Origin of the sequence: Gluconobacter sp. Dm-74 (genome assembly GCF_018256135.1) — a bacterium.
Lineage (GTDB): Bacteria > Pseudomonadota > Alphaproteobacteria > Acetobacterales > Acetobacteraceae > Gluconobacter > Gluconobacter cadivus.
Genome location: NZ_JAERLX010000005.1, coordinates 134,265 through 148,664, shown reverse-complemented (window position 1 = coordinate 148,664; position 14,400 = coordinate 134,265). Strand labels below are relative to the sequence as shown.

Here is a 14,400-nt window from a genome sequence, read left to right as displayed (position 1 = left end):
TCCGACGGGCTTTTTTTTATGACAGGCTGACTTCTGAATAAAAAAAGCCGGGAAGGTTGCCCTCCCCGGCTTTCGTTCAGGTGAGCCCCAGATCGTGGCCTGCGGAACGAAGGACCTCGATCCCCGGAAGAATTTTACCTTCCAGCCATTCGAGGAAAGCCCCGCCAGCCGTGGAAACATAGGTCATCTTGTCCACGACGCCTGCATGACGCAGGGCCGAGACCGTATCGCCGCCACCAGCGATCGTCTTGAGCTTGCCCTCTTCGGTAAGCTGCGCGGCATACTGCGCGACATCGACGGTCGCCTTGTCGAAAGGCGCGATCTCAAACGCCCCCAGCGGACCGTTCCAGACCAGCGTTTTGAGCGTGTCCAGACGCTCACGAATCAACTCAACCGTACGTGGACCGGCATCAAGGATCATGGCATCGTCCGGGATTTCGCCAATCAGGCAGGTCTCGGTCGGGACATTGGCCTTGAACTCGCGCGCCACAACCGCATCGACGGGCAGGATGATCTCGCAGCCCTTTTCCTGCGCGAGGTGGGCAATCTTGCGCGCTGTCTCGTGCATGTCGGCTTCCTGCAGGGACTTGCCCACATTCATGCCTTCAGCCGCGAGGAACGTGTTGGCCATCGCCCCTGTGATGAACAGCGTGTCCACCTTCTCGATGACGTTCCCGATCAGATCGAGCTTCGTCGAGATCTTGGAGCCGCCAATGATCGCACCAACAGGGCGCTCCGGGTTCTCCAGAGCAGCCGACAGCGCGCTCAGCTCCGCCTGCATCAAACGCCCGGCAAAAGACGGCAGGTCGTGCGCCACGCCTTCGGTCGAGGCATGGGCACGGTGTGCAGCCGAGAACGCATCATTGACGAAGATGTCGCCATTCTGTGCCAGAGCCTTGGCGAAGGCCGGGTCATTGGCCTCTTCACCCGCATGAAAGCGCGTGTTTTCGAGAACGATGATGTCCCCGTCCGCCATCCCGCCGACTGCGGCTTCCACGGTCGGACCGACGCATTCGGCGACAAAGCCGACCGGCTGGCCGAGGATCTGGCCGAGCTTTAGCGCGATCGGACGCAGCGACAGAGCCGGGACGACCTGCCCCTTGGGGCGATCGAAATGGCTGAACACCACGACGCGCGCGCCTTTGTCGGCCAGTTCGCGGATCGTGGGCGCAACCCGTTGCAGGCGGGTGTCATCGGTGATGACGCCATCATGCATCGGGACGTTGAGGTCGGCGCGGACCAGCACGCGCTTGCCGCGTGCGTCCACACCATCAAGGGTGCGGAAGGCCATCACTCACAGGCTCCCGAACAGGGCAGCCGTGTCGGCCATACGGTTGGAGAAGCCCCACTCGTTGTCGTACCAGGAGCAGACGCGCACCAGCTTGCCACCATCGACCAGGACCGTCTGCGTCGCATCGAAGATCGACGACGCCTTGTCATGGTTGAAGTCGGAGCTGACGAGCGGCGCCGTGTTGTACTCAAGGATCCCCTTCAGGGAGCCTTCGAGCGAAGCGGCACGAATGGCTTCGTTGACGGCCTCGGCAGAAGCCGGAGCGCGCGTCGGGACGAAATCCAGCGAGACGACCGAAACATTCGGCGTCGGAACGCGAATGGAAGTTCCGTCCAGCTTGCCCTTCAGATGCGGCAGAACCAGACCGACAGCCTTGGCTGCACCCGTGGAGGTCGGGATCATGTTCAGGGCTGCGGCGCGGGCGCGGCGCGGATCCTTGTGGAGGGTATCCACCGTGCGCTGGTCGCCCGTGTAGGAGTGGATCGTGACCATGTAGCCGCACTCGACCCCGAAGGCCTTGTCCAGAACGGAGGCCACGGGTGCAAGGCAGTTCGTGGTGCAGGACGCGTTGGAGATGATCTTCATGTCGGGCGTCAGAACGTCGTTGTTCACGCCGAACACGATCGTCGCATCGACATCTGTAGCCGGAGCGGAAATGACGACGCGCTTCGCACCGGCTTCAAGCAGGGCAGCGGCCTTTTCGCGGGACGTGAACAGACCCGTACATTCCATCGCCACGTCGACGCCCTGAAACGGAACCTGTGCCGGGTTACGCTCGGCCGAGACCTTGATAGGACCGTAGGTGCGGCCATTCGCTTCGATGATCAGGCTGTTACCCTCGGCACGGACCGTACCCGGAAGGCGGCCATGCGTGCTGTCATAAGCCAGAAGATGCGCGTTGGCCTCGACGGAACCCAGATCGTTGATGGCGACAACCTCGACATCCGTACGACCGCTCTCGATGATGCCACGCAGCACCAGCCGTCCGATCCGTCCGAAACCGTTGATCGCGATTTTTACAGCCATGACCTGCCCTACTCCGTTTTTTGAAAACTCGGGCATCCTCCATAGCACCGCCACAGCAGAGCGACAGGGGGCATCAACAGTTTTTCATGAAGTTGACTCTATAATCTTGCTCAAACCCTCCGTTCCTGCGACGGTTCCGCGCGATATGGCACCATTCGTCCGACATTTCCGTTCGCAGCGGGGCTTTGTTCCGCACTCCGCACTCCTGATGTGGGGGCTGCTTCTGGCCGCGCCCCTGCTGTCAGGGTGCAAACTGCTGGACCAGCGCACGTTCAATCCGAACGCGGGCAAACCTCCACACCCCTATATTCCGCCCGCACCCCCGGCTCCCCCGCCGCATGCTGCGTTCCTGTCGATTCCAAACGGCACACCGGAATCCGAATACGGCCCCATCGTCGAACGTGCGGCAAAAGCGGCTCTGTCGCGCAAGGCAAACGTCCTGTTCACCGTGCAGGCTTTCGCACCGCCCCAGCCCAATCCGGACGCGCAGGCACAGGCTCTGACGGACGTGACCGATCATCTGGCAGCGGGTGTGGCAGCCCATATTGAAAAAGCCGGTGCCCAGTCCATCCAGATCGAAATGCACGCCATGACTGATCCGTCGGCCACAAAACCGTTCGTCCGTGTGGATGTTCGCTGAAGGCCACAAACGACAGAACACACCACGAATTGCCGAAATGCAGTGTCTCAGCGCCGTACTTTTTCAGGTTCGGCGCCAAGGATAATTATTTCGCGGACACATCGCGTGTGGTCTGATTGATCACAACGAAACTCACGACAGCCTGACAGGTCAGAGTAGCCGCGTCAGCAGCAGCCCCAGCACCAGACCGATCGCAAGCAGGATCAACCCATTCCGCAGACGAGTTCCGATCGGTGCTCGTTCCGGCGCAATATTCAGCGCCACGCTGTCTCGAAGTGCGGCCATTTCTTCCTGTTGCGCGCGGGCTTCTTCCTGCTCCTGCCAGATCCGGCCACTCATACGCCGGATATAGTGCCCAGCATCGGCAGGCGTTGTGGCAGCATGATCCACAACACGCTCGGCGAGCGTCCGGTTGGCCGTATGTCCCACACCCAGAACGCGATGCGCCGGACAGACCGCCAGTGCTTCCATCACCTGTGGGCTTTCAAACACCACGAAATCCGAGGCATCCCCGCCGCCGCGGATCAGGACAACGATCTCTTCGCGACAGGTGCCAATCGCTTCCGCCAGACGGCCGGGATCGTTCATGGCCGTGGGCAGGCTTCTGACACGTTCCGGACGCCACGCTCCGCCGAGCGCCTGAAGAAAGTCTTCCGCTACCAATGCACTTGAGGCCGCTGAATGGATCAGCAGGAGACGCGCCTCGGGTCGTGTTGGATAAGGATGCGATGTGCAGGGCAGTCCGCGCAGAACGTCGAGTACGGAGCGTTCGGCACGCTCGACCTTTTGCCGCGCGGGATCGTGAAGTTCAACGGCAACTGCTTCAAAACGCAGCACAATCTGCCCCCGATATTGGCGGGCCCGCAGCATGCCAGTCACATGGACATAATCGCCAGGCCCGACACCCGCCCGCGCCAGAACGGATTTCTGCACCTCCAGCGACAGGGCGGTCCCGAACTGCGGATCGGTCAGCGGAAGCTGGTAATATTTAGGATAGGAATTGGGCGCGGCATCGCCAAGCTGCCCCGCCACGATCAGCGGAAAACCCCAGTCATCAAAAGCCGCACAGATTTCTTCCAGCCGCGCAGAGAACAGGTCCTGCACCTGTAGCGGAGAAAGAACCGTCAATGTTGTGGTGTCTCCTGCCCCGGAAGATGAGCGGGAGCGTCTCGGAAAAGCGTCCATTCATCACCATATGGAGAAAGAACAAATGTTCTTACAGGGGGCTTGCGTCCTCTCACGCGATTTTTTGCCTGTTTTTCAGAAGGTTGTGGATCAGTGAGCCGTTTTGACCCCGAAGATCTCTTCGAACGCCTCGCCCGATCCCGTTTCCGCTCACGCTTTCATCTGGACGATCAGGCCCGACTCTATCTGGAAAGCCGGGGCCTTGATGCGGTCATGGAGCATGGGGCAACGTTCATCGCCGAACGCCTCGCTCCGGCACATCCACCGCGCGACGGAAAACAAACCCCCATGCGCGGTCATCCGGTCTTCATCGCCCAGCATGCGACGGGAGCCTGTTGCCGCAGTTGTCTGTCGAAATGGCACGACATGGAGCCGGGCAAACCACTGACATCAGAACAGCAGAAACAGATCCTGCTTGTGCTCAAATGCTGGATCGAGCGGGATTTTGGGGCGAGCATCCCCGGAAGCCCGGCACAGGGAGCGTTATTCTAGCAGTCCCATCCCATGGCTCATAATGTGACTTTACTCCAAGTTAAGAAACTTCCTGATAAATATTTCGTCTTTAGTGAAGATAGAAAATTCTGAATTATCCACGCAAAAATTATCAAATACGATTTTCAGGACCAACCCAATGAAAATAACGTCTCTTTCCAGTATGATGCTGTCCTCTGTCCTTTTATTTCCTGCAATCGGACAGGCCTGCTCAAGCCTGGCGATTACAGATAACAAAGGCCATGTTTTTCATGGACGCACATTGGAGCTTCCTGAAGATCTGCCGTCATGGGTGACTTTTTATCCAGCACAAACGGCGTTCCAGAAAAAAGCGCCGAACGGCAGTGCCGGAGCGCATTACAAGTCTCTCTATCCCATTCTGGCGATTACCACGCCTGTCTATGATGACGGCGACGACCACAACATGCTTGAGGGTATGAATGGGGCGGGGCTGTCTTTCAGCGCCAACATGGTGCCTGACGCCACCCTCACTCCACTTGCGGAATCAGACTACCGGGAATCCATTCCTGTAACATCGCTCGGGGAATGGGCACTGGCCAATTTCGCCACCGTGGAGGACGTCCGAAAGGCCGTGGACAATGGGCATTTCTGGTCTCCCGTTCTAGCCAGACTGGGCGGTGTGAAATCGCCTTTTCATTTTGCATTTTACGATAAAAACGGCGGAAGCATCGTCGTCGAAACGCTTAATGGAAAATTCCATGTCTATGACAACCCGACAAAAGTCATGACAAACGGGCCGGATTTTCCGTGGCATCTTCAGAACCTGAATAATTATACGCAACTAACCAATCAGGACAGATCTGCGGCCGTTCTGGGGAACATTAAGGTCGTCCAGCCGGATAGCGGGATTGCGGCCTCGGATCTGCCATCCTCAGACACCTCTGTCGGGCGTTTCATTCGCGGCGTTTACTACACCAGCTATGCACCCGTGTCCCAGTCATCGGGGGATGCAGTCAATATTCTGGCGCATATCATGAACCGGTTCGATCGCATGAAGAACATTACTACCGATACGCTTGGCGGCGAAACACAGAAGGAAGCCGGCAAAACGGTCTCTGAATACACCGTCTGGACGGCACTCTCTGACCTGAGCAACGGAGTGATGTTCGTCCGGGGATATAAGGATATCAGTTACCGGAAATTCTCACTCCAGACGTTTCACGACACGCCAAAACCGGTCTTTGAAAAAATCAACGACCGGGATCTGGCGGTACCTTACTAAGTCATCAGTCCGGCTGACGCCGTGGAACGAACCGTTCTGCGGCGAAGATCAGCAGGAGCGCGCCTGCCCCGAGAATAATCTGTGAGCGCGTTTCAGGCTGGATCAGCATGGCGACCAGCGTGCAGGCAATCAGCACCAGCGCTGCATAGGCCCTCCACGCAGACTCCCGCACGAGTTTCAGACGGCCAGCCACGATCATGGTATTGTTGAACACCATAAACCCGCCCGTCAGACTGACGAGCAGCCCGAAAATCAGCGTTGGCGACAGAACGGCCACCGCTGCGACGAGAATGGAGGCCAGCGCACTCACCAGAATGGCCCGGCGGGGGAGTTTCGTGGAGGCATCCACCGTCAGGAACAATCTTGGAGCAGACTCGGATTCCGCCAGTTCGTACAAAATCCGTGACGTCACATAGATCCCGGAATTGAGGCTGGACAGCGCCGCCGTCATGACCACAAGAGCAAGCGCCATGTCCGCGAACGGCACGTGCAGGCGGTGCAGCACCAGCAGGAATGGCGAATAACCTGACACCACATCGCTCCACGGCACCAGACAAAGGACCAGCGCGATCGAGACGATATAGAACCCGCCGATCCGCAGCGCGATGGAGCGCGTGGCGCGGACGATATTCTGCTCCGTATTGTCGGATTCAACGGCTGCGACGGTGGAAATCTCGCTGCCGCCCATGGAGAACAGGATGGTCGGAATGACTGCCAGCAGTGCCAGCCAGCCATGCGGCAAAAGACCGCCATGCGCGAACAGGTTTTCATGCACCGGAATAGGGCGACTCAGCAGCGCCCAGACGCCGATGCCGATGAAGCAGACAATCGCCAGAACCTTGATGGCCGAGAACCAATATTCGAATTCCCCGTACCCTTTGACAGACATGAGGTTCACGCCTGTCATCAGGGCCATGATAAGCACCTCAATGACGGCATAAGGCAGCGGAATATAGGGAGCGAGCATTGTCGCGACCGCGATGACCTCTACGGCAATCGCAATGATCCATGTCAGCCAGTACGCCCAGCCCGCGACAAAGGCTGCCCGCTCCCCAAGCGCATACTGGATCTGGCCCAGAAATGAGGCTCTCCCCGGCACTTTCAGCGCCAGATCGCGCATCATCAGATTGACCAGAAACACCAGCGTTCCGGCCAGCGCATAAGAGAGCAGGACCGCAGGGCCACCCAGCGAGAGTGCCGCGGACGCCCCGATGAAATATCCTGCACCGATCACCCCCCCGAGGGCGATCATGACGACATGGCGCGTACGCAGACTGTGGGCAAGCTGGTCGGGCTGGCTCATGGACAAAAGACTTCCTGCTGTGGACGGGATGGGCGTTTCAGACCGGAAGATCCCTGTTGTCCGCCAGGGTTTCCATGGTCATGTAGGACGTGATGGCATCGAGTTCCACCTTGCTGATGATCTGCTGATACACACGATCGAAATCGTTCATGTCACAGGCCACCACCTTCAGAAGATAATCGTATTCGCCCGCGATCCGATAAAAATCAACTATGTTCGGGATCGAACCGACAACCTTACGGAATGTCTCGAACCATTCGCGGGAATGGTGACGCGTTCGCATCAGCACGAACACCGTTAGCGTCAGGCCCAGCGCAGTCGCATTGAGGCGGACCGTATCGTGAGCGATCACACCATCCTCACGCAGGGCATTCAGCCGCCGCCAGCAGGCATTCTGCGACAACCCGACCTTCTCGGCGAGTTCACGTTGGGAGGGGGTACCCTGTTTTTGCAGGATTCTCAGGATCGCCCTGTCTGTCTGATCGAGTTTTCTGGCCATATCGCATCATATGACCACAAAAAGGATTTTTTATCCTCAAAAAAGAAGCAGTTTTCGCGTGTTTGGTCGGTCTATCGTTTCTCTATCACGCAGGGGAAAACATCGCGCCATGAAAACGATCGGCAATCTCGACAACAGCACCGCCATTCTTGAACAGTTCGAGCAGACATTGCGCAGCAACGGGCTGGCAGCGCTCGCCAACGGCGTGATCGGTGATGGTGCGAAGTTCTCGACGCCGTTCGGCACGCAATCCCTGCTCTACGCCGATTATGTTGCCTCCGGACGTGCGCTGAAGCAGATCGAGACGTTCATCATGGACGAGATCCTGCCCTTCTACGCCAACAGCCACACCGAAGCCTCCTTCTGCGGCGCCTACATGACGCGGCTGCGCAACAGCGCCCGCGCGACCATCTCGCAGCTCTGCCACGCTCCCTCCTCCGATTTTACAACCATTTTTATGGGGAATGGCGCGACGGCAGGGCTAAACCGTCTGGTGCATCTGCTGGAGATTCCGGCTCTGTGTGATGCAGGAAAGCGGCCGATCGTCTTTATCGGCCCTTACGAGCACCATTCCAACATCCTGCCCTGGCGCGAGAGCGGGGCGGAGATCGTCGAAATTCCTGAGGCAGCCGAAGGCGGGCCCGACCTGTCTATTCTGGAAGAGGCCTTGAAATCCTGCCCGGCGGACCGTCTGAAAATCGGCTCGTTCTCGGCCGCCTCCAACGTCACGGGCATTCTGACGGATGTGAACGCCGTCACCGCCCTGCTCAAGAAAAATGGTGCCCTGTCGATCTGGGATTATGCCGGAGCCGGACCGTACTGCCCGATCGACATGCAGCCCGGAACGCCATTCGAGAAAGATGCAGTTGTCGTTTCCTGCCACAAATTCATCGGTGGCCCTGCGGCTTCTGGCATTCTGATTGTGCGCAACGCCGCAGTCTCGCGCACATTGCCCGTTCTTCCGGGCGGCGGCACCGTACGGTTCGTCTCGCCGTGGAACCACGACTATTCTGCCAATCTTGCGTCCCGCGAGGAAAGCGGCACGCCGAACGTGATCGGGGACATCCGTGCCGCGCTGGCCTTCATCGTCAAGGATGTCATCGGAGACGCCTATATGGCGCAGCGCAATGCGGAACTGCGCGCCCGGGCCGTGAAAGCCTGGAGCAGCAATCCCGCCATCGAAATTCTGGGCCACCCGACCGCTGCTGCGCTTCCGATCTTTTCATTCCGGATCCGCGATGTGAAGAACAATGTGTTCATCCATCAACAGCTTTTCACGCGCATGCTGTCGGACCGTTATGGCATTCAGGTGCGGGGCGGCTGTGCATGCGCGGGGCCGTATGCGCACCGTCTTCTGGGGATCGACGAGACTGAGTCCGGCCAGATCCGTGGTGCCATCCTGTCTGGTCAGGAAATCGAGAAGCCGGGCTGGACACGTCTGAATTTCAGCGTGCTGATGGATGACGCCAAGGTTGAACGTATTCTGGAGGCCGTCAACGAACTCGCCAGCAATCCCTGCGAAACCGCCGCACAATATGACTGCGACATCACCACGGCACGTTTCCGGCCGAAGGCGGCGGCCTGACGGTCAGAAAAGATAGGCGATCTTCATGTAATAGGCGTTCGTTTCCGGCACGTTCCGACCCTCTACCGAATGGGAGTAACGGGGCGTGAACGACAGGCGTTTGGTGATGTAAAACATCGCACCGACGCCCAGCGCCGTTTCGCGGCTGCTCGAATTGGCGACCCAGAGATTGGATGTGTTGTCGTGCATGCCGCCGCTGTTCTGCCAGTCGAGCGAAAAGAACGGCTCAAAACGTGACGTGGCTTTCCAGCTGAAACGCAGGTTCGTGTAAAACACGTTGCCGGGCGAGTAGCTGTGCTCGCCATTGCGGTGTTTGGTCGAACTCACGACGCTGCCCAGATCGCCATCGAAGCTGAAATGCTTCCATTCGTAGTCGAAGATGATGCTCGACAGGTTCGCCCAGTAATGCATCGCCATGGAATCCCGCGTCCCTGACGGGGTTTCCATAAAGGTCTGGATGCCGAGCGTACTGTGTTTATTGGGCTTGAACCATGCTGCAGGGCCAACGATCGTCGTCCCCAGACCGCCCCAGTTCTGCCCGTTGGCCAAAGTATAGGCCTCGGACTGGATCAGCTCGAAGGCAAAGCTGACATGCGGGATCGCGTCGAAGCTACGGAAATGTACGTATTTCGTCATGCCGCTCCAGGTATGGCTGCCGCCATGAGCCCGGCGCTGGCCGCCGCTGTCATAAACTGAACCGGCAGCATTTCCGTCGCCGTACTGCACGACGACGTTGAACGGCTTGAAATCCACCGGCAGATCGTATTCGTGCGGGCCGATGATGGCCAAGGGAATATCCGCGCCATGAGCGGCAAAACCCGGAACAAGAGCAACAGCAGGCAACCAGGCGGTCAGGGCACCAAGACGCACTCCGAGCGTGAATTTGCGACGCATGACGTGAATTTCCATAGAGATTGAGCGGGAGTGTGGAGCGTGTCCTCAGGGGGACACGCTCCGTCCGTAAGCGGAGGCTCAGTGCGCGGCGGCGCTCTGGTCTCCATTCAGGCTATAGGCGATGATATAATCACCGCTGCGGGTGCCAAGGCCCCCATGACCACCTGCGGCGATCACAACATACTGCTTCCCATCAATTTGATAGGACATCGGTGTTGCCTGTCCACCAGCAGGCAGACGGTCCTGCCAGATGACCTTGCCGTTCGACATGTCGAAACCGCGCAGGTAATCGTCGGCCGTCGCTCCCATGAAGGACACGCCGCCCTTGGTCAGGACGCTGCCGCCGATGTTGTACATGCCGGTCGGAAGCGGAAGGTTGTTATGCGTCCGGAAAGGACCCGTGTCGCGCGTGGTGCCGACGGGATGCTGCCAGACGATTTTCTTCGTCACCAGATCGATGGCGGTGATCGTACCCCAGACCGGTCCCTTGCAGGGGATCTGAAGCGGGTTCAGCCACGGGCTGGTATAAGCGATGTAGGGCGTGCCGTAGTCGGGAGAAACGCTCAGCGCATCGCCCTTGGCTTCCGGTTTGTCGCCCTGACCATTCCACTTCGGCAGAATACCGGCGTTTTCGGCCTTCTGACGCTTTTCCAGACGGATCCGGAACGGCAGATAGCTCGCATTGGCGATCAGCAGTTTACGCTGCGGATCGATGGATGCGCCCTGCCAGTCCACCACGCCATAGAATGCCGGATAGACGATCGTCGTCTTGCCGACATGCGGCGGCGTGAACTGACCTTCGTAAGCGGACTGGCGGAACTGGATGCGGCAGATCATCTGATCCAGCAGCGTCGCGCCCCACATGTCGCTTTCCTTCAGGTCCGGCGGCGTCAGGGACGGCAGACCGACAGCGAAAGGCTGCGTCGGCGTCACGTGATCGTCCGATGCAACACCTGTCGTCGGAACCGGACGTTCCTCGACCGGATAGCCCGGAACCGGCTTGCCAGTGCGACGGTCCAGAACGAAGAACTCACCGCGCTTCGTGCTCTGGATCAGAGCCGGAATGTTTTCACCATTCGGGCCGGGCAGATCGACCATGGACGGTCCGATGGCCAGATCCATGTCCCACAGATCGTGATGCACGGTCTGGAAGGTCCACCGGCGTTCACCCGTCTCGATATCGAGGGCAATCGTGGCGCTGGAGGTCGCATCGTCGAACGGACGGCGCGAGCCACCCCAGTTGTCCGGCGGCGAGTTGCCCATCGGCAGGTACAGAAGACCCAGTTCCGGATCGGCTGTGTAAACGCCCCATGCGTTCGGGGTGTCACGCGTCAGCTCGTCGTTCGGGCCGGGTTTCCAGTTTTCCGGGTTATGACCGGCATCCCACGCCCATTCGATCTCGCCGTTGATCGGGTTGAACGCACGGATTGCGCCGGAGGGCTCGAAATTCGCCTGATTGTCGAAAATCCAACCACCCAGAACCACGCGATCCTTCACCACCAACGGCGGAGACGTCACGAAGTGGAAGCCATGCGGCACATGACCGAGATACTGGCGCAGGGAAATGAAGCCGTGCTCGCCGAAATCTTCGCAGGGCTTGCCGGTTTCAGCATCGACAGCCAGCAGGCGGACGTCACCAACCGGGGAGAAAATGCGCTTCTGGCAGGCCTTGGAGCCGTCCGGAGCCGTATAGTCGTCCGGCGCCTTGTAGTAAGACACACCACGGCAGGCCAGATAGACGTTCGCAGCCAGATCTTCGGCAGCAGGCTTGGGATCGAACTTCCACTTCACCTTGCCGGTCTTGGCATCGAGCGCCATGACCCAGTTATGCGGCGTGCAGAGATAGAGCGTGTCATCGACCTTGATCGGTGTGACTTCAAGGTTGAACTCGTGGCCCTGATCGGGGCCTGCAACAACGCCTTCATCGGCCTTCTGAACGTCACCCGTACGGGTCACCCAGGCGCGTTTGAGGTTGCTGACATTCGCAGGTGTAATCTGGGCCAGCGGGCTGTAGCGGTCCCCACCCACAGTACGGCCATAAGCCGGCCAGTCGGCGTCGGGCGTGTCCTTGGCCGTCAGGTCGGACTGGTTGGTCGCGGCCATACGGTCAGCCGGGAGCGTGCCGTTGATGGAGTAGGACGTGAAGCAGCTTGCGATAATCGCAATCATTGCGATCACGGCCGAACCGAGAAGCTCGCGCTTGTCCGAAACCCAGTTCTGACCGGTCCGCCACACCCATGGCAGCAGCATCCAGGCCGCGATCCCCACAAGCGTGAAGAGACGGACTTCCAGCCCCCAGATGTCGAACCCGACTTCAAACACGGACCAGATGGTCGCCACCAGCAGGAGCGCAGCATACAGACGCGCACCCAGCAGCGGATTGCGGAAGCTGACACCCGCCGCAGCAAGCATCACGAGCCCCATAAGGGCATAGAACCACGAACCACCGAGAACGAGGAGATATCCTCCCCCTCCCAGCAGGAAAAGCCCGACAACTGCGAGCAGGATAGAGGTTAATGGAGACATTACCCTCTGGAGTGAAGCAGACATGACACCTCGTTCTTGCGAAAAACGAAAACCATTCTCTCTGAAATGATTTGTTTTTCCTGATCATCGGCGGAACGCGTTACCGTTAGCGCTCCGTCATGGCTGTGACGGACGGGACAGCTCTGTTCGTACGTCAGGAGCGGCAATGACCGGCGCTTGCAAAAGCTCCGGCTTTCATGCCTGTGTCCCTTCCGACCCACAGCACTGAACCGGAAAAGAAAGGAGTATTGCGTTACCGATGGCCTGCGAAGAAACACACCCGATACGCAACGCTTCGCCTTTTCCAGAACCCGTCATTCCTGAATGTCTCCGCCGCAGGCTATCCCGTATGGTTCCACCCTCACCCGATTGTGACTGTCTGCGCCGCACCTGTCGCAGAACTGCGACAGGTTTTCGGCACCGGGTGCCTTATCCTGCCCTGAGGGGTGCGCGATGACCGCTGCCACTGCCCGGACATGTCTGTCGGATTCCTGGACAAGATGCTCCACGAACTACAATCTGGACCCGTCCGAACGCTGGGAAACGCAGGTGCTCAGCCAGCCCGAACTACGCTTTGTCAGCGGCCGCACGCAGCGGCTGATCCAGAGCGCACTGCCGGAAATGCAGCGCCTGCATACGCTGGTTGATCCGCTGGACTTTACGGTCATGCTGGCCGACCCCACCGGCGTCGTCCTCTCCCGTCACACGCAGCGCAGCAATCTGAGCGGCTGCCGGCGGTGGCGTTTTCAGGCGGGCGCGGTTTGGGATGAGGCGAATGCCGGGACCAATGCGATCGGCACCTGTCTGCGCGAAGAACGCCCGGTCATGGTCGTTCACGACCAGCACTGGCGTCTGTGTTTCCGCAAACTGACCGGCATGGCCGTGCCGGTTTATAATTCCATTGGGGATCTCGCCGGGGCCATCGACATCAGTTCCTTCGTGGCCGAGAACGTGCTGCCTGCCGCGCCGCTTCTGATGGATGCACTCCAGACAACGGCCCGGCGCGTCGAAGAGAAACTGTTTCACGACCGTTTCCGGGAGGACATGATCCTGACGCTTGGGCCGTCGACATCGTCTTCGGCCATGCTGGTTGCGCTGGATCGGGACGGGCATATCCGTGGCGCCACCCATGCCAGCCGCCAGCATATGAACTGGCCGAAAGGCGAATTATCGGGCCTTCCGGCGCTCCTGCCTCTGCTCGACAGTCAAGAAGAGCCGAATTTCCGGCGGGCAGAGGCGCAGGTGATCCGCTCCGCCCTTGGGACAGTCCGTGGAAATGTGAGCGCGGCCGCACGTCTTTTAGGCGTGAGCCGCGCCACACTGCACCGCAAAATCAAGGCGCTTGGTCTGGATCACTAGGACCGGACAAAGCCTTTGCGTAGTCATCGGGTCGGAACCCGACCAGCAGCACATCCGGCCCCTCCAGCACAGGACGCCGGATCATGGCGGGATGTTCCAGCATGAGCGCCAGCGCCCGGTCCGTATCCAGAGCCTCCCGAAGCTCGGGCGGCAGTTTGCGAAACGTCGTTCCCGAGCGGTTCAGGAGCTTTTCCCAACCCAGTTTCGCAACCCAGCCCTCCAGGCGCGCCTGCGGAACTCCGTCTTTGCGATAATCATGGAAGGTAGCCGCAACACCGTGCTCGGCCAGCCATGAGCGAGCCTTGCGCATCGTATCGCAGTTGGGGATTCCGTAGATCGTGACGGACATGGAATCTG

At 59.2% G+C, this 14,400-nt stretch carries 13 protein-coding genes; 5 read left to right on the top strand and 8 right to left on the bottom strand.

The window, feature by feature from the left end; all coding sequences use genetic code 11:
* Positions 1-76: 76 nt before the first annotated feature.
* Both JK208_RS09500 and gap read right to left on the bottom strand, forming a co-directional pair.
* The gene (locus JK208_RS09500; RefSeq protein ID WP_211575837.1) at positions 77-1,291 is read right to left on the bottom strand and encodes a phosphoglycerate kinase; all 1,215 of its coding nucleotides are present in this window, start codon (positions 1,289-1,291) and stop codon (positions 77-79) included.
* Between the two features lie 3 nt (positions 1,292-1,294).
* Entirely contained in the window at positions 1,295-2,317 is a 1,023-nt protein-coding gene (gene gap / locus JK208_RS09495) for a type I glyceraldehyde-3-phosphate dehydrogenase (protein ID WP_211575835.1), read from the bottom strand.
* Between the two features lie 106 nt (positions 2,318-2,423).
* On the opposite strand from gap, the gene JK208_RS09490 reads away from it, so the two are divergent.
* Positions 2,424-2,957, top strand: coding sequence for a hypothetical protein (locus JK208_RS09490; protein WP_249202069.1), 534 nt, complete (start codon positions 2,424-2,426; stop codon positions 2,955-2,957).
* 150 nt (positions 2,958-3,107) lie between these two features.
* On the opposite strand, the gene JK208_RS09485 is transcribed toward JK208_RS09490, so the two are convergent.
* On the bottom strand, positions 3,108-4,085 hold the full coding sequence (locus tag JK208_RS09485) for an exodeoxyribonuclease VII large subunit (protein WP_249202068.1): 978 nt from the start codon (positions 4,083-4,085) through the stop codon (positions 3,108-3,110).
* A 150-nt stretch (positions 4,086-4,235) separates the two neighbouring features.
* Between JK208_RS09485 and JK208_RS09480 the strand changes: the two genes are divergently transcribed.
* Complete coding sequence (locus tag JK208_RS09480) at positions 4,236-4,634, top strand: DUF4186 domain-containing protein (RefSeq protein ID WP_211575831.1); 399 nt, start codon at positions 4,236-4,238, stop codon at positions 4,632-4,634.
* Between the two features lie 139 nt (positions 4,635-4,773).
* The gene (locus JK208_RS09475) at positions 4,774-5,877 is read left to right on the top strand and encodes a linear amide C-N hydrolase (protein ID WP_211575829.1); all 1,104 of its coding nucleotides are present in this window, start codon (positions 4,774-4,776) and stop codon (positions 5,875-5,877) included.
* A gap of 4 nt (positions 5,878-5,881) precedes the next feature.
* On the opposite strand, the gene JK208_RS09470 is transcribed toward JK208_RS09475, so the two are convergent.
* Together JK208_RS09470 and JK208_RS09465 are read right to left on the bottom strand one after the other, a co-directional pair.
* The gene (locus tag JK208_RS09470) at positions 5,882-7,180 is read right to left on the bottom strand and encodes an amino acid permease (RefSeq protein WP_211575827.1); all 1,299 of its coding nucleotides are present in this window, start codon (positions 7,178-7,180) and stop codon (positions 5,882-5,884) included.
* A 37-nt stretch (positions 7,181-7,217) separates the two neighbouring features.
* Positions 7,218-7,679, bottom strand: a complete 462-nt coding sequence (locus tag JK208_RS09465; protein ID WP_062031049.1) for an Lrp/AsnC family transcriptional regulator — start codon at positions 7,677-7,679, stop codon at positions 7,218-7,220.
* A 109-nt stretch (positions 7,680-7,788) separates the two neighbouring features.
* On the opposite strand from JK208_RS09465, the gene JK208_RS09460 reads away from it, so the two are divergent.
* On the top strand, positions 7,789-9,264 hold the full coding sequence (locus JK208_RS09460; RefSeq protein WP_211575826.1) for an aminotransferase class V-fold PLP-dependent enzyme: 1,476 nt from the start codon (positions 7,789-7,791) through the stop codon (positions 9,262-9,264).
* Positions 9,265-9,267: 3 nt separating this feature from the next.
* On the opposite strand, the gene JK208_RS09455 is transcribed toward JK208_RS09460, so the two are convergent.
* Both JK208_RS09455 and JK208_RS09450 read right to left on the bottom strand, forming a co-directional pair.
* A complete protein-coding gene (locus tag JK208_RS09455) occupies positions 9,268-10,158 on the bottom strand; it encodes a transporter (RefSeq protein WP_194262516.1) in 891 nt (296 codons plus the stop codon).
* 78 nt (positions 10,159-10,236) lie between these two features.
* Entirely contained in the window at positions 10,237-12,708 is a 2,472-nt protein-coding gene (locus JK208_RS09450; protein ID WP_211575824.1) for a membrane-bound PQQ-dependent dehydrogenase, glucose/quinate/shikimate family, read from the bottom strand.
* A 429-nt stretch (positions 12,709-13,137) separates the two neighbouring features.
* Here JK208_RS09450 and JK208_RS09445 point away from each other — a divergent pair, with 429 nt between their 5' ends.
* Positions 13,138-14,043, top strand: coding sequence for a helix-turn-helix domain-containing protein (locus JK208_RS09445; RefSeq protein WP_211575823.1), 906 nt, complete (start codon positions 13,138-13,140; stop codon positions 14,041-14,043).
* On the opposite strand, the gene JK208_RS09440 is transcribed toward JK208_RS09445, so the two are convergent.
* Positions 14,018-14,392 (bottom strand): ArsC family reductase, encoded by a 375-nt coding sequence (locus tag JK208_RS09440; RefSeq protein ID WP_099287016.1) that lies wholly within the window; start codon positions 14,390-14,392, stop codon positions 14,018-14,020. The genes JK208_RS09445 and JK208_RS09440 overlap by 26 nt on opposite strands.
* Positions 14,393-14,400 lie beyond the last annotated feature (8 nt).